Here is a 16,134-nt window from a genome sequence, read left to right as displayed (position 1 = left end):
CATCATGCTGTTTTTTCAACAGCACTATCACAAACCATCCCATGTATATTGAGAGACCCCCTGAGGTCTTTGTAAATTCTTTAGAGAGTGTTTCTAATCAACCCACCCCAGATCTTGATCAGACAAGTGACCAGGAGAATCACCTGCTGGGAATACTGGATGTGCCAAAGACTTTTGCTGCCGCTGAAAGAGATCTTTTTGACTTAACGTAGATGTCAAAGTGCTCTTTTTTGCTTCTGCCAGAACGATAGGCGATGGTTCCGGCAGGGAGATTTTTTGGGGAGGAGCCAGGGTCGGAGCCTGTTTCGCAGTCAGATCCTGTTTCAATTGAGAATTGACCTCTACTAATTGCAAAATGGTTTGTTTTGCTTCGCTCAGTTCAATTTCTAGAGGCTGACTGCGCTTTTCAGCTTTTTCTAAGGCTATTTGTAGCTTTTTAGAGGCTGTTACATGATTTTCAAGCTCGGCTTTGAGATCTGTAACTTGTTGGTTTAAATCAACTGTTTGCTTAGTTGCTGTTTCTAGTTCGGTCTTTAAACTGGCGATTTCTAAAGCGATCGCGGAGGTTGCCTCTTCTGGAGTGGCTATATCTGTCGTATCCGTGGAATCTGTAGAAGACTGAGGACTTGCAGAAGCCCGTGAGCCGGTGGCTGTGCTTCTGCGTTTTGCGGCAGGCTTGGATTGAGCGGTGCTGGCGGAGTCAGCTACCGGATCAGTTAAGGCTAGATCGGTTAAGGCTGCGTCTGACTCTGTTTCAACAGGCTTTTGCGCTTCTTCACGTAACATATCTGACAGTCGTTTTCTAACCATTAATTCCTCCAGTCGCGCTGAATTTCATCGGCTACACGGCGATAATCGGCTTCGGCTTCTTTGGCGTTTTTTCCCCGCCATTGCATGATCGCTACTCCATCCAAGGCTGCCCGCTCATGGGCTTTATAAGCTCGAATAAAGGCGTTACAGGCAGGAATCCCCAACTCCATAAGAGTATTTTGCGCTTCTAGTGCCTCTCCTAAGCAGCGGGGATCGACCTTGGTAAGCAAAACGCGATGAGCAACGCCCGCTGGAGTAACAGTTGTCCTCACGGTTTCAATTAACGCTGCTAGATCCATAGGCGCTGGTGGAGTAGGCAACACCACATAATCGGCAGCCGGAACGACGGCAAGCAAAGCATCTGAGCCTAAAGCGGGGGGAGTATCCACTACAATCACCTGATATTGGTGTAGCGATCGCAAATTTGCCAGTAGCGTTGGATCGGTTTCCTTGGTGATATCAAACTTGGAAGGCTTACTGCTGCGCTCAACCCACCAGGTCGCGGATCCCTGGGGATCGGCATCCACTAACAGGGTTGAGTAGGTTTCCGCCAAGGTGGCTGCTAAATTCACAGCCGTGGTGGTTTTGCCCACTCCACCTTTGCCGTTGAGTACCACTAATACCCGATTCCGTTGTTCTGACTTGTCCCCTGGGTTAGCAGGGTCGGATGTAATCTGAGAAGACACTTGCACTGACACGATCGCTCGCAATATCGCTGACCTAACGGGAAGACTATAGCGCGTTCTGCTCGATAAACTTGCCTGCCCCTACAAATATTTGTTTCGAGTATGGGTTTAGCCTTCGGAGCATCCCTCTTAGTTTAATCATAGGGTCGTTGCCCGAACGCTACCCCCCGTAATCCAATATTCGATTTTATATAATCTGCGCTCCTTAACCAGTTAAGAAACCAGTGCCTTCCTGGGTGGGGTTTCTGACTCTGATTGAGCGGGCAGAGCTAGATCTAGCTCATCGGCTGCGGCACCCACTATGTCACGATATAGATCGATGTATTGAACCGCCGATTGATCCCAGCTAAAGTTTTGCATCATGCCCCGCTGCTGTAATTCGCGCCACTCTTTCTTGTATTGGAAACCTTCCCAGGCTCTGACCAGACAGGTGTATAGGTCTAACGGCTCGTAGCGATCAAAACAGTAGCCTGTGCCAACGTGATTCATCGGCTCATGATGCTGCACAGTATCCACTAACCCACCCGTTCGGCGCACCACAGGAACGCAGCCATAGCGCATTGCCAGCATTTGGCTAATTCCGCAGGGTTCAAAGCGGGAGGGCATGAGGAAGGTATCGCAACCTGCATAAATCCGACGCGCCAAAATGTCGTTATGCAAAAGATAAACTGACATCCGACCCGGATACCGGGAGGCTAGTTGCCACATCTGCGTTTCGTAATAGCGATCGCCCGTTCCCAGTAAAATCATTTGGGCATCGCTATACGCCATAAAGCGATCCAAAATTTGGATGACCAAATCCAAACCTTTTTGTTCGACCAACCGGGTGATCATGCCCATCAAAAACACGCCAGAATTTATCTCTAATCCGACTTCTTCTTGCAGGGCAACTTTATTGGCGACGCGATCGTCTAAGGTTTCTGGAGTAAAGGTATGAGTCAGGCTCTTATCAGTCGCCGGATTGTAAGATCCCACATCAATCCCATTGACAATGCCAGACAGTTTACCGCTGACGTAAGACATGAGGCCCTCTAGCTGTTCCCCGTAGGCAGGCGTTTGAATTTGCTTAGCGTAGGTCGGAGAAACCGTAGTCACGCGATCGGCAAACTGCACGGCGGCAGCCATCGTGTTGTGTCCTTGCATATACCAGGGACACCAAGTTATTTGCTCCAAATACCAGCGCCAAGGACCCTGGTATGCCAGATTGTGGACGGTAAACACGGTAGAGATGTCAGGGGTTTCATGCATCCAAACCGGGATCATACCCGTGTGCCAATCGTTGCAGTGAAGGATTTGGGGTCGCCAAGTGTAGTTCCAGGCGAACTCAGCCGCCCCATTGGCAAACAACATAAACCGCCAGGCTTCATCCTCACCGCCATAGATGCGCCGAGGTGCGAAAGCAGGATGCCCAAACAAATACATTGGCACATCCGAATTAGGCATTTTGGTTTCAAAAATTTGGAAATCTTGAAACATGGCTTTGCCTTCCCAAATTGGCTCTTTGGGAACTTTTAGCTTTTCGGCGATAGACCCGTAATAAGGCATAAAAATCCGCACATCATGCCCCATTTTTCTCAAAACTTTGGGCAATGCACCAACGACATCCCCCATACCACCCACTTTGGCAAGTGGAGCAGCTTCGGCAGCAACAAACAGGATTCTCATGCTGGTTTCTATCCCCTAAACGGTCTACCCTTGCCTAATTGACGACCCAATCAGAATTTTCTGAAGTTCGCACTGTGATCATAAACCAGTGGGGGACGCTCCTGACTGGAAATGTAAACCATGCTGCGTATGATTTTCTAGCCGCGATCGAGGGTCGAAATAATCTCATCCAAAATCGCTTGGGCACCTTGCTGACGCAACTGTTGCGCAAGTTGAATGCCGATCTGGTCTGCATCGATCGCCGCGCCCGTGACCGTATCTTGCACCAACCGTTGACCATCTAGGCTGGCAACAATGCCCGTCAAGGTAAGCGAATCACCATCTAGAATAGTATTCACGCCAATGGGAACCTGGCATCCGCCTTCGAGTTCGCGCAAAAATGACCGTTCTGCATAACAGCGATAAGCAGTAGGCAAATGCTCCAATGCTTTCAGCACCGTCAGCACGTCCTCATCTCCAACGCGGCACTCAATCCCTAAGGCACCTTGACCTACGGCATGAAGTGAGATGTCTGCGGGAATTGCCTGATGAATGCGATCGCCCATGCCCAAACGCTTTAATCCAGCCACCGCCAGAATTAGCCCATCATATTCACCCGCATCTAGCTTTGCTAGGCGCGTATTCAAGTTCCCCCGCACATCCTTAAAAGCGAGGTGCGGAAAATGATGGCGCAATTGTGCCAACCGTCGTAATGAGGATGTGCCAATTACCGCTCCTTCTGGCAATGTGTCAAGCTGAAGCCCTTGGTGCTTTGCGTGAACCACGAGGGCATCGGCAGGATTTTCTCGCTCGGTGACACAGCCCAGCATCAACCCATCGGGCAGGTTAGTTGGCAAATCTTTGAGGGAATGAACTGCAAAATCAATATCACCAGTGATCATGCCAACTTCTAATTCCTTGGTGAAAAGCCCCTTATCACCAATTTTCGCCAGCGCCACATCCAAGATTTTGTCACCTTGAGTACTCATCGTATGAACTTCAAAGGTGATATCAGGAAACGCGGCTTGCAAGCAATCTTTCACCCAATAAGTTTGCACTAATGCAAGTTGGCTTTTACGCGAACCAATGCGAATAGTGCGGGTAAAGCTGGAAACCATGGGTGCTGCGGCTGTAGACATAGCGCAAATTTAAGTGTTCTTTAATAAAGTGACATTTTTCCACCTTACCGCAGTGTGCATACCAATTGATGGGCTTTTCAACAGGGTTAGACATTACAGATAGTTAAGCGATATAAAAGTCCTAGCGATCGCAAATCACATTTCTCTATCTTATGTCTGCACAAATTAAGCCTATACGAAAGGGCGATCGCTGCTTTCGATATCTACTGCGATCGCCCTCTTTCCCTTTTAAGCGCTAACAGCAGCCAATTCCACCGCTTTAGTCGGTTGCTTTGACAGATTGAGATAAAGCTGACTGAGCTGATTAGCAACCCCATCCCAGCTAAACTTCTCCTCTACATGAAGACGCGCTTGTTGCCCTAATTGGAATTGCCATTCGGGATTGGTAAGAATGCGATCAATTGCTGCTGCAAATGCCTCATCATCTTTAGGCGGAGCCAACAGCCCAGTTTCCTCCGATCGCACTGTAAACTGCAATCCACCCACATCACTTGCCACAACTGGGATGCGGCAAGCCATTGCCTCAATCGCTACTAAACCAAATGGCTCATAGTGACTAGGTACCACACTCACATCTGCTGCACCGTAGTAGATTGGCAAGATAGAGGGACTGAGGCGACCTGGAAATTCTGTAAATTCAGCGAGTCCTAATTCAGCAACAATGCTTTCAATGCGTTCCCGCTCCCGTCCATCACTCTCACCAGGACGGCTGCCACCCCCAATAATTAACCGCAGTTTGCCACTGTCGCGCAGACTGGAGCGACCCATGGCTCGAACTAGAGTCTCAATCCCTTTACGAGGATCAAACCGCCCGACATACAGCACTACTTTTTCATCGGCAGCAATGCCTAAAGTCTTTCGTGCATCCTGGCGTGAAATGGAACCAAAGTGGCTGATGTCAGTTCCGCAGGGAATAATGTCAATCATGCCCTTGCTAGACACGAGCGATCGCATGTGTTCTTTTTCTTGAGGACTGGTTGCCACAACTCTCTCGGCTGTTTCCAGAAGTGTTTTTTCCACGTCTAATCGCGTGGTTGCAATAATAGGAACCGTCGGCACCGATTGATATTTGACCGCACCCAGCGAATGATAAGTATGAACCTGTGGAACACCCAAAACCTTCTTCAGTTGCATTCCGACCCAAGAAGACAGCCAATAGTTCGTGTGCAGAACGCGATATTGCAATCCAGACTGATGCTGAAATTTCAGAAAACCCTGCACAAATGTTGGTAAATATTCAAACAATTCATCGCGTGGAATAAAGGTTTGAGGACCCGCTGTAATGCGAATAGTTCGACACCGCTCATTATGTTGAACAATAGGAGCCTGGTTAGGGTCGGAGCTTCGCGTAAACATATCAACTTGCCAACCTTGCCGCGATAAAGCCTCTCCAACCTGACGTACATACACATTTTGTCCGCCTGCTTCTTCCTTGCCGATCTCAGCCGAAGGGTCTCCGTGAACTGAAATTAGAGCAATGCACTTTTGGTTTTGGAAAAACATAGTTCTACTAATTAGAGCAACACTGAATGGATTTGAAAGTACCCGTATTTTCTACAAAAGGTAGTGATTCTTCTCACACTTACCAACATTTTCTGGAGTATGTAGAAATTCAACCCTGCCTTGTCTACCGTTGATACAACCTAGTTGTATACATAATGTATTCGACTATAAAGCTCTACCTTTAGACCGCTCATCATCCTGGAGAAATAAACTGAGAAATATCAAAGCCATATCAAAAGCGGCTTGTTAGAAAAATAAAAATACCCGTATTCTATGCAAGAGAATAAATTCAAACCGACTTACTAGGGCGAGAATTGTAGACAAAAGAATAGCCATGAGATGAAAAGAGAATGGAGCAAAATACTCCGAATCTCAAACAACTGAATTAAATAATTAAAAGAGAGCCGCATTTAACTGATTCAAATCAATGTCAAGTGGTTAGATTTCTTCAGGCTAAATCAGCATTACTAGAAGAGATGTATAAACAACATCTTCAACAAATGGTAGATTGGGTGAGGCTCTAAGAGAAGTTAAACTACGATGCCAAAACTTTAACACAACTTATCAAAAAGACAGGATGTTTCAAACTGAGCAGCTGCTACTTCCTATCAGACAGATGTATCTTTTGGTTCTTCAATTAAGAAAATCAAGAATTTTCAACCAAGAGGAAAAGCCTTTCAGGACAAGGCGATCGCCCATTCTATTTCCATTTTCTTGCACGGGTTTTCCCGGAGAAAAATTTTAGCGACGTAAATAAAACAACGTCCCCATAAAATTAAATCATAAGAAAAATATATTGATTTTCTCTGCCTGACCAGTTTCTACTTATACTCAAACTGCATCAAATTTGATCAGCAAAAGTAATCAAATTTGATGCAGTTAAACGAACAAACGAGCTAAACAGTTAACCAATCACCGCTCTGGGTCGAATAACCTCATCGAACATATCGACATCTGTTGCGGTCGTTTGTGCTAGTTAATACAGGCGACTCAAAACGTAGTCTGCCAGCTTTACTAAGACTTGGCGAGAGGCAGAAGGGGGCAATTCTTCTAAGCAGGCGATCGCACTTTTGGAGTGTTGTTTAGCAAGCGCGCGCGATCGCTCAATGCCTTGACTGCTTCTCACAAAGGCGATCGCCTGCTCCAGGTCTCCTGGTTGAGCAAACTCCCGTTCAATCAACACCTCCAAAGACGGCTTTTCCTCTAACGCATACAGCACTGGAGCCGTTAAATTACCATCCTTTAGGTCTGAGCCAGCTGGTTTACCTAACTCTTCGGTAGAACCAGTGAAATCTAGAATGTCGTCCACAATTTGAAAAGCTAACCCAATGTGCCGACCATAGCCATACAGCGCTTCGGTCAAACTAGGGGAAACATCACTCAGTACTGCTGCTGCCTTTGAACTGTTGGCAAGTAAGCTAGCTGTTTTGTAATAGCTTTTCTCTAAGTAAGCTTCGATCGAAAGATTTGTAGAAAAGCGATTTAAGCCCTGCTGAATTTCGCCTTCTGCCAAATCCATAATCACTTGAGAGAGCAGCTTTACAACTTCCAAGTTGTCTAGATTTGCCAGATACCAGGAAGATTGAGCAAACAAGAAGTCTCCAGCCAGCACCGCAATCCGGTTGCCAAAACTGCTGTGGACGGTGGGCACTCCACGACGCAGATCTGATTCGTCAACCACATCATCATGAACCAAACTGGCGGTATGAATCATTTCAGTAATTTCCGCCAGCCGTCGATGGCGGGGAGTTAGCTCGTGTCCTGGTATGGTTGCTTTTGACACTAATAGAACGATCGCAGGTCTAACGCGCTTTCCCCTTGCTCCAAAGAGGTGTTCTGCGGCAGCATATAAAATTGGGTGGCGGGCACCAATTAGGTTCTTTAGATTTTCCGTGAGTAAATCAAGGTCATCTTCAACGGGAGAAAAAAGAGAAGTAGCTGGAGTCATGAACGTGCGACTCTGAGGATTAAGTTACGAAACTTTAAGTATTCTGTCCTCATTTTACTCACAACAGACTCTTATTTACGCAGTCCCCTTCCGAAAGATTCAAAACTGATCACCTATGACTGAGTAATCAGGCATCACCCAGTAGTAAAGGGTAGCGATTTCATCAGCCTCGATTGGGATTTGAATCACTTGATCTGGAGTCCAGTTGCCCATGTCAAAATCGTGGGACACAATGCGAGTGCCCGGCTTAAGCTGCTGGAATAGTTGGGGTTTGAGTTTGAGGTTGAGATGGGTCAGTAGATAAAGAATAACAATGGTTGCGGGGCTAAAGTCACTTTCATATAGGTTTTGGTGATGAAAGGTAACACGATCGCTCACTCCAGCGGCGATCGCGTTGGCAGTTGCCGCCTGAATGCGATTGGGGTCTACATCAATGCCGACTCCGTGTGCCCCAAACCGCTGAGCCGCCGTGATTAAAATGCGTCCGTCTCCGCAGCCCAAATCATACACCACATCTTGGGAAGTCACTTGGAGTAGCTCCAGCATTCCCTCTATCACTGCTGGCGGTGTTGGAATGAACCCAATATCTGGTTTGTGTTGCGTCATGCGGACCTAGAAAAAAGCCGAAATATTTTCCGCAGCACAGTTGATTTCATCCGGACTATTTCAAAAAAACTAGATAAATGAAACAACCTTTGCACTGAGTTAAACGCTGCTATGAAGCCTGAGTCGATTTCCCCCATTTTCTCAGCAACCGCGATCGCGTTGGGAGTCACCGCTGTTTTTAGCCAACCCAGCCAAGCCGCCGATTATGAGGCCAATTATGATTATGGCTCCTCCTGGTCTTACAGCTACGACGACACGTCCTATAGCGATCGCCGTCTGCAACTTCCCGACCTCGATCGCGCCTATCGCAGCAATGCCCCCACCTATCACTACGCTTACTATTCGATTGCCCAACCAAAATATCTCCTGTAGAGTGCGAGGTGCTGAGTGCGAGGTGCTGAGAAAGTATATCAACTCGAAATATTCTTTGCGAAAACGCTACGCAAACAAAACTTAAAACTCCCCATTCTCAAATCAAAACTTTTAACTCGGCACTCCGAAAATTTTAACTCCGCACTCCAAACTGTAACCCCTGACGCCTAATGATGAGGAATGCCACCGAAAGCAGAACTCCAAACCCATCTGACGGTCGATGAGCTAAAAACCCGCTACCGCCAAGCAGATGACATTTCGGAAGTACGTCGATGGCAACTGTTGCACTTAGTTGCTCAAGATTGGACCATAAAACAGGCGGCCCAAGCCGTGGATCTCAACTATGACTATGCCAAGGAAATCATTCGGCGATATAACCACGCCGGACCTGATGCGATAAAAAATCGCCAGCAACAACGCCACTCTTCCGCGCGATCGCTATTGACCGATGACCAACAGCAAGAACTTCAGAAACTTTTGCGGGAGCCTGCTCCGGATGGTGGCGACTGGTCGGGACCCAAGGTTGCTCAGTGGATTGCCGAAAAAACCGGGCGATCGCATGTATGGCCCCAGCGCGGTTGGGATTACCTCAAGCGATTAAGCAAGGAGTGAAAGAAAAAAGAAAAGGAAGAGAGCCGATTAGCAGACTGTCTAAATTAAGCTTGACTGTGACACAAGAACCAGTAGTGTAGACGGTATATTTTTAGCAAACCTGTCTTCCAAGCCCCAGGAAATGACTAATTCACCCAATCCAGGAAATGACCCTACACCGTCATCTCCACCACCGTCTCACTTTCGTCGCTTTCGCCGCTTTGCTCTGCCTGTTGGAATTGGGCTTGCAGCAGGTCTGGGCGGTGCCGCTTGGTGGGGCTGGCGGTTTCTACATGAAGAACTTTCTTTCATAGTTGCCAAAAATTTGAGCGAAACTTTAAATCGCCCGGTGAAGGTGGGCGAGTTGGAGGGAATTAACCTCAACGGCCTCCAATTTGGTGCTTCCGCAGTTCCGGCAACAGCGACTGACCGCGACAGTGCCGAAATGCAGTCGATCGACGTTAAGTTCAACCTGTGGCAATCGCTGTGGAGCCGCAAGCTAGAACTGGATGTGACGTTGGAGCAGCCCAAGGTTTTTTTGGATCAGGAAAAGGAAGGTTGGGTCACTACTAGACTGGCAGAAGAGCAAGAAGAGGGCTTGATTGCACTAGGCACTATTCGATTGCAGGATGCAAATATCGAGTTATTGCCATTGAAGCCGGTCCGGAACAAGCGCGTTCCTGTCTTTCTGGAGGGGGTAAACGGCAAGGCAGTTATCTTAGATAAAAACAAGCGGTTTGTGTATGAGCTAGCTGGGCGATCGCAAACGGGCGGCAACGTGGCGATCGCGGGTGAAACCGTGTTGCCCTCCCAAAATACCAAGCTCAACATCCGTGCCAAGAATTTTGCGGTGGCAGAAGTTGATCGCTTAATTGGGCTACCGTTCAATTTATATACAGGTCGCGGGGGGGGAAACTTCACCGTCGAGCTTCGCTCCAACACCACTAAAACGCCCATTAACGGGGTAGCCGAGTTTGAAGCAGTCACCATGGCAGTTCCGGGTGTTCCCCGTCCTTTTACCAATGCCAAGGGCAGATTACAGTTTCGCGGCACCCAAATTCGTTTGGATGGGGTCGAAGGGCGTTACGGCAAGGCAACTGGAATTGCCAGTGGAACGCTGGATTTGGACAAAGGTTTTGACGTAGCGGTGAAAGTACCACCCACGAGCCTATCCAATTTGCTGCAAACTCTAAACGTGACTGCGCCCGTACCTGTGGTTGGGCAAATCGAAACCAATTTGAAGCTCACAGGCGCAATTAAAAAGCCCGTTTTAACTGGTATTGCTCGAAGCACTGCCCCTGGAAAGGTCGATCGCCTCGATTTAAGCCGCTATGCTGCTGCCTTTAAGTTAGATACTGCCGCTCAAGAGTTAGTGATCCAAGATGTGCAGGCAACTCCCACTGCTGGCGGACAAGTCACTGGGTCTGGACGAATTAATCTCGCCACAAAAGATGCGGCTGGCAAATCGAATCCAACCGTGGCGATCGCACTACAGGTGTTGAATGTACCCGGAGATGCGATCGCTCAAGTTTATGGGGATGGTAAACCTCTACCTATTGCGATCGGGCGTGTGAATGCTCAGGTTCAAGTCTCCGGTCCCGCCAATCAAACAAAAACTGTGGCGCGTTTTCAAGCGCCTAATGGCACCTATCCAGGTTCGGGAGAAGTTGTCATTGCCAATAGCATCATCACCCTGCAAAACGCACTGTTTAAAGTAGCAGGCGGCACAGTCGCTCCCCAGGGCGTAGTTACTGAGGGTCGCTGGCGCGGAACGGCAACCCTATTCGGCATCCGGTTGGCGCAGTTTTCTCCTGATTTGCGAGGTCTGCTCAGCGGTAAATTTAATGCCTCTGGCACCTTGACATCGTTTAAGCCTTCAGACATTCGCGTTCAGGGAACTGCCCTCTTGTCAGAAGGACTATCCTTGATTCAAAAGCCGCTGACTGCTCAAGTGCAGTGGAATGGTCAGCAAGTTGTGGTGCAGCAAGCAACAGCAACTGGATTTAGCGCCAATGGGGTGATTTCAGCGCGAGTAGAAGGTACGCCTGCCATTACAGGACTGGATCTGAATGTGCGCTTGAGCGATTACAACCTGAAAGATGCAGCAGTTCCCGTTCCCGCAGCAGTTCAATATGCTGGGCGAACAGACTTCATAGGACGCATCACTGGCACACCTGCGGCTCCAGTCGTCAACGGCACGGCGGCACTGAAGCAGTTTGCGCTGAATGGCGTTGCCTTTGAACCCTATTTGCAAGGTCCTGTGCGGGTGGCACAAGGAGTGGCGCTGGATTTGCGGGGCAATCGCGATCGCATTGCCCTTGCCCTTGATGCCCGCTATCGTCCGATTGGCTTTGATATTCAGCGAGATCAAGCGATCGCGCGCGGTCGCACCCAAGGCGGACTGTTGCTCACTGAATTGCGTAACGTTCCCCTGACCTTGATTCAAGTGCCCGGCGTCCTGCCAGGGTTTTCTCCGAGCGGCACCCTCACTGGCGACATTGCCATTAACTTAAATCAACAAACTGCCAACGGAACCGTGGCGATCGCCCAACCAGGGCTAGGCAACTATCGTGCCGATCAATTTACTGGACGGCTTAACTATGCCAACAGCATCGCAACGTTGACAGAAGGGCAACTACGCCGAGGCAACACTGTGTTTCAAATTGGCGCGACAATTAAACCCTTCGCTGCCGATCCTCAAGCCCAGGCTCAGATCGCTATCAAGCAGGGCAATATTCAGGATGTCTTAACGGCGCTTCAGCTTTTCGAGTTGAAAGATTTTCAGCGGGGGATACAGTCTCCTGTCTATGGCACTGCGGCTGATCTGCAAACAGTTCCCTTTGATGCAACCCTGATTCCTGTTCAAACTCAGCTCCGGCGGTTGGCAGAACTACAAACCCTAGAAGCTCAGAACAAAACTCAAGCAGCCGCGTCTCCCCTGCCTGAACTACGAGACTTAAAGGGAATATTTACTGGAACAATCGATGTGGCGGCTTCGCTAAAGACAGGAGTGAATGCCAAGTTCAATATCCAGGGCGAACAGTTTCAGTGGGGACGATTCAACGCTGATAAAATCGTGGCGATCGGTAGCTTTGACAATGGAGCCCTGACGCTGCTGCCATTCCGATTGCAATCAGGCGATGCTTCCATCGCTTTCTCTGGGCGAGTGCTAGGCGATGAGCAATCTGGACAGCTACGAGTCGAGAATCTGCCCCTGGATCTTCTGACTGGGTTTGTTGACCTCCCTGTGGCAACGGAAGGATTGCTAAATGGCTCCGCGACCCTTTCCGGCAAGTTTACCAATCCCCAAGCGGTGGGTTCTTTTAGCCTTGCCAACGGTGTGTTGAATGGAACTCCCGTTCAAGCAGCGCGGGGCAATTTTACCTATAACGATGCGCGGCTCGACTTTGCTGCCACTATGGCAGTCGTTGAGAAAGAACCTTTAACCGCGATCGGCAGCTTACCGTTTCAATTGCCATTTGCCACCGTCGCTCCAACGAGCAATCAAGTCAGCCTCGATTTAGACGTGAAAGACGAAGGATTAGCGCTGCTGAATGTGCTGACGAATCAAGTCAGTTGGGTCAGCGGTAAGGGCGAAGTTAAAGTGCGAGTGCGCGGCACGCTGGATAACCCGATCGCCACAGGCATCGTTAGAGTGACTGATGCCACTCTGCAAGCGCGTGCCCTACCCGCTCCGCTAACCAATGTGTCAGGAGTTGCCCGGTTCGATAGTGATCGCATCCGGGTTGAAAAAATCTCCGGCATCTTTAGCGAAGGCAGTGTGACCGCCCAAGGAGTGATTCCTTTATCGAGGCCAATCACTTCTTCAGATCCGGATTGGAGCACTCCTTTAACCGTGGCGCTGAAGCAAATTGACCTCAATCTCAAAGGGATTTATCAGGGTGGTGTAGATGGTGAGGTGATTGTGGGGAGAACGGCACTGAACCCCACGCTTGGCGGTACCGTTTTGCTTAGCGATGGTAGAGTATCGCTGTCTGACCCGGCAACGCTAACAGCTTCAACGGGCACGGATGCAACGGCTGGGACTGAGACTGGGATAGAATTTGCTGGCTTACGGTTAACGCTGGGCGATCGCGTTGCGATTGTCCAGCCGCCCCTGCTCAATTTCATCGCCAAGGGAGACCTGACAGTGAATGGCAATTTCAATGAAATCCGCCCTGAAGGCGTGATCCGTCTCACCGCAGGGCAACTCTACTTGTTCACAACCCAATTTGCCCTCGAACGTGGCTTTGCCCAGACAGCAACATTTTCTCCAGCCCGCCAACTTGACCCCGAACTGAATATCCGGTTAGTGGCACTGGTGGCTCAAGTCAATAACCGCCGTCAGCCATTGGTATTGGCTCCCTCCGAAATTTTAGATGTACCCGCTCCTGCCTCCAGTTTTGGGTCGTTGCAAACCATCCGCGTCCGTGCAGAGGTGAATGGACCCGCTAGCCAACTGTCCGACATTCTAGAACTCACCAGCAGCCCACCCCGCAGCGAGGAGGAAATTGTGTCGCTCATTGGTGGTGGCTTTATCGATACTTTTGGACGGGGTGATACGCTCTTAGGGATTGCCAACCTGGCAGGGTCTACTCCCCTATTCACGAATGTTCAAACAGCGATCGGTAATGCGCTTGGACTCAGCGAGTTTCGCTTATTTCCCACCAGCACCACCGATGTATCACGCAGTTCGGGCAGAACTAGTACCTTAGGGCTGGGGGCAGAAGCATCGCTTGACATTACTCCTACCATTTCAGTCAGTCTTCTAAAAGTGATAACCAATGATCAAGCGCCCCAGTTTGGGTTGCGCTATCGGATTAATGATCGCCTCTTGTTCCGTAGCTCCACCGACTTTTCAGGGGACACCCGCGCCCAAATCGAGTACGAGGCGAGATTTTAAACAAGTGCAGAGTGCGGAGTGTAGGTATTTAGAAACCTCAAACCTTCTTGCCTTTGCCTCACATTTCTTCCGTCGCAATGGTTAGTTGCAGCGTTCCTAATCCTAGGTCATTGGTCGTCATGGCGCTTGCTTCAAACAGTGCCAGCATATCCTTGAATTGCGGGTTACCCCGTGCGGCACCCGTCAATCCTTTGGCAATAATCAGCCCACAGACCCCTTTTGTTTTTTTGCAGCGCTGATCCCATTTTTTTCGAGCGGCAGCGTGCGTTGGATCGGTCTCACCAAACTCACCAAACAGGTGCAAATCGCCATTACCAGTTTGCAGCAAGCCAATGTCGTAGCGATCGCCCTCCAACGGATTTTCGCCTGGATTAAAACAGATGCCCTGCAAACCACCCGCAGCTTGCAACTCTTCAATCAAGGTTTTTGCTTTAGGGCGGGATGTTTGAATCATGATGACTGGTAAGCCTTCCCCACCCTGAGTGACCTCTTCTTTGGGTTGATAGTATGCCCCACCAATTCGCAGCATTTCCAACACTTCCCAGGGCACCATACCCAAACTCAAAAAGGACTTTTCAGGAACTAGATCATCTCGCAGAGCCGGAAAGGGCAATTCAGATTCCCCGTCTCCTTCTTCCATATCTAGTAGTTCGTTTGCCAAATCGGGCAGTGTCGTTACCTTGACTGAAATTTGGGTTGTTTTGTCCTCGCCGGTTTCATCAGGAAGCGAAATTTTGTAGCGACTGCTGATTGGCGGGAATGCATCATTTTTAAATTTTTGGCGATGCTGCCCAAGAAATCGATGTAGAGCTTCTAAGCCGACCAGCAGTGTTGCAGCTTCGTCGTTGTATAAGAACGATCGCAACCCTTCTAAGGGATGCAAGTTGCCAAACACTGGCTCAACCTCATCGGGCGACCGCTGCCGAAAATCCAGCGGAATGTCCTCTAAATCATCCTCGGCTGTTTCATAGGTGATAAATAGGCAATCTTGCCCTAAGAAGGCTGCTTGCATTTCTTCGATCGAGCTTTGATCGATTGCCCGTCGTCGGAACTGCCTGAGTGAATCGAGTGAGCGATAAAACAAAGCGCCAAATTCCATGCCCAACATGCCCATGATGGAAACATAGAGAGTTCCTATGTCCCATTGATTCAATTCAATTGCAAGAATTTGATGGTCGGCAAGCACTTCCCAAGGAGCATCATGCCAAACTTCATCGACTTTAGTCGTCAGGGCTGCTTCATATTCGGGTGGCAATTGGGGCTGCCGATTACTGACTGTTTCTTGGAACCCACGAAAAATTTCATCGATCAGCGGGAGTTCAGGCATGTAATCGAGGGTGATATCGAGATCCTGCAACACACCCCGCAAAAAAAACTGAAGTTCGCGATCGCGAACCACAATCTTTTTGGGTCGGGCAGGCGTTCCCGGATTATGGGGATGCTCCATCGCTCGAATCAGAGTTCGCACTACCGCTTCGGAACCCGTATCTGGCGTAACAATATCCATTGCCCTGACCATTCCTTGAGATCCGTCCACCCAGAGAATGCAGTCTCCATCAGTGGAAGGAGCGCTACCGGGTTCCATCCAATCTGAGTTTTGAGATCCAGCTAACTGGCGGCGATCGCCCTCCCATACGCTACTAGGGTTTTGCTTAAGCTGCTGTAGACGACGACGGGTGGAACGATTGAGTACATTCATAGACATTCATAAAGCGGTAAAGGCGAAGCTACCCAAATCCTTAACAAGGCAGTCCTTAAGATCATGCTTGATGTATCGGGTAGATCTTCATCTTACTGCTTAGAGTTTTTGCGGCTACGTGGGATTTTGCCAACATTAATAAATGCTGGCTAGAAAGCATCGGCTTTCGCTACCTGATCTATCCTTGGTAGTATGGAAGACGATACGAAAAAATACTTGCAACCTACTTTTGG

The 16,134-nt window shown here is 49.0% G+C and carries 11 protein-coding genes; 3 read left to right on the top strand and 8 right to left on the bottom strand.

Going from position 1 to position 16,134, the window contains the following annotated elements:
• Positions 1-93: 93 nt before the first annotated feature.
• The 7 genes from JOY44_RS05970 to JOY44_RS05940 form a co-directional block, all read right to left on the bottom strand.
• On the bottom strand, positions 94-810 hold the full coding sequence (locus tag JOY44_RS05970) for a hypothetical protein (protein ID WP_171572754.1): 717 nt from the start codon (positions 808-810) through the stop codon (positions 94-96).
• Positions 810-1,496, bottom strand: a complete 687-nt coding sequence (locus JOY44_RS05965; RefSeq protein ID WP_322091338.1) for a ParA family protein — start codon at positions 1,494-1,496, stop codon at positions 810-812. Before JOY44_RS05965 ends, JOY44_RS05970 begins: the two co-directional genes overlap by 1 nt.
• Before the next feature lie 213 nt (positions 1,497-1,709).
• On the bottom strand, positions 1,710-3,161 hold the full coding sequence (glgA, locus tag JOY44_RS05960; RefSeq protein ID WP_171572753.1) for a glycogen synthase GlgA: 1,452 nt from the start codon (positions 3,159-3,161) through the stop codon (positions 1,710-1,712).
• Positions 3,162-3,298: 137 nt separating this feature from the next.
• Positions 3,299-4,279 (bottom strand): hydroxymethylbilane synthase, encoded by a 981-nt coding sequence (gene hemC, locus JOY44_RS05955; RefSeq protein ID WP_171572752.1) that lies wholly within the window; start codon positions 4,277-4,279, stop codon positions 3,299-3,301.
• Between the two features lie 228 nt (positions 4,280-4,507).
• Entirely contained in the window at positions 4,508-5,782 is a 1,275-nt protein-coding gene (locus JOY44_RS05950) for a glycosyltransferase family 4 protein (protein WP_171572751.1), read from the bottom strand.
• 976 nt (positions 5,783-6,758) lie between these two features.
• On the bottom strand, positions 6,759-7,730 hold the full coding sequence (gene sds / locus JOY44_RS05945; protein ID WP_171572750.1) for a solanesyl diphosphate synthase: 972 nt from the start codon (positions 7,728-7,730) through the stop codon (positions 6,759-6,761).
• Positions 7,731-7,829: 99 nt separating this feature from the next.
• Complete coding sequence (locus tag JOY44_RS05940) at positions 7,830-8,336, bottom strand: SAM-dependent methyltransferase (protein WP_171572749.1); 507 nt, start codon at positions 8,334-8,336, stop codon at positions 7,830-7,832.
• 111 nt (positions 8,337-8,447) lie between these two features.
• On the opposite strand from JOY44_RS05940, the gene JOY44_RS05935 reads away from it, so the two are divergent.
• The 3 genes from JOY44_RS05935 (at position 8,448) to JOY44_RS05925 (ending at position 14,202) form a co-directional block, all read left to right on the top strand.
• The gene (locus JOY44_RS05935; protein WP_171572748.1) at positions 8,448-8,708 is read left to right on the top strand and encodes a hypothetical protein; all 261 of its coding nucleotides are present in this window, start codon (positions 8,448-8,450) and stop codon (positions 8,706-8,708) included.
• A gap of 180 nt (positions 8,709-8,888) precedes the next feature.
• A complete protein-coding gene (locus JOY44_RS05930) occupies positions 8,889-9,320 on the top strand; it encodes a helix-turn-helix domain-containing protein (protein ID WP_171572747.1) in 432 nt (143 codons plus the stop codon).
• 121 nt (positions 9,321-9,441) lie between these two features.
• Positions 9,442-14,202, top strand: coding sequence for a translocation/assembly module TamB (locus tag JOY44_RS05925; RefSeq protein WP_171572746.1), 4,761 nt, complete (start codon positions 9,442-9,444; stop codon positions 14,200-14,202).
• 58 nt (positions 14,203-14,260) lie between these two features.
• On the opposite strand, the gene JOY44_RS05920 is transcribed toward JOY44_RS05925, so the two are convergent.
• On the bottom strand, positions 14,261-15,901 hold the full coding sequence (locus tag JOY44_RS05920) for a DUF6930 domain-containing protein (RefSeq protein WP_171572745.1): 1,641 nt from the start codon (positions 15,899-15,901) through the stop codon (positions 14,261-14,263).
• Positions 15,902-16,134 lie beyond the last annotated feature (233 nt).

Origin of the sequence: Leptolyngbya sp. Cla-17, from assembly GCF_016807185.1 — a bacterium.
Taxonomy (GTDB): domain Bacteria; phylum Cyanobacteriota; class Cyanobacteriia; order Leptolyngbyales; family Leptolyngbyaceae; genus ULC077BIN1.
Note: the sequence above shows the minus strand (reverse complement) of the source record. Positions and strands in the feature narration are given on the sequence as shown.

What these genes read in the sequence shown, in the direction of transcription:
- glgA (WP_171572753.1), bottom strand. Translation starts at nt 3,161, where the DNA reads ATGAGAATCCTGTTTGTTGCTGCCGAAGCTGCTCCACTTGCCAAAGTG.
- sds (WP_171572750.1), bottom strand. Translation starts at nt 7,730, where the DNA reads ATGACTCCAGCTACTTCTCTTTTTTCTCCCGTTGAAGATGACCTTGAT.
- JOY44_RS05950 (WP_171572751.1), bottom strand. Translation starts at nt 5,782, where the DNA reads ATGTTTTTCCAAAACCAAAAGTGCATTGCTCTAATTTCAGTTCACGGA.
- JOY44_RS05925 (WP_171572746.1), top strand. Translation starts at nt 9,442, where the DNA reads ATGACTAATTCACCCAATCCAGGAAATGACCCTACACCGTCATCTCCA.
- JOY44_RS05940 (WP_171572749.1), bottom strand. Translation starts at nt 8,336, where the DNA reads ATGACGCAACACAAACCAGATATTGGGTTCATTCCAACACCGCCAGCA.
- JOY44_RS05930 (WP_171572747.1), top strand. Translation starts at nt 8,889, where the DNA reads ATGCCACCGAAAGCAGAACTCCAAACCCATCTGACGGTCGATGAGCTA.
- JOY44_RS05935 (WP_171572748.1), top strand. Translation starts at nt 8,448, where the DNA reads ATGAAGCCTGAGTCGATTTCCCCCATTTTCTCAGCAACCGCGATCGCG.
- JOY44_RS05920 (WP_171572745.1), bottom strand. Translation starts at nt 15,901, where the DNA reads ATGAATGTACTCAATCGTTCCACCCGTCGTCGTCTACAGCAGCTTAAG.
- hemC (WP_171572752.1), bottom strand. Translation starts at nt 4,279, where the DNA reads ATGTCTACAGCCGCAGCACCCATGGTTTCCAGCTTTACCCGCACTATT.
- JOY44_RS05970 (WP_171572754.1), bottom strand. Translation starts at nt 810, where the DNA reads ATGGTTAGAAAACGACTGTCAGATATGTTACGTGAAGAAGCGCAAAAG.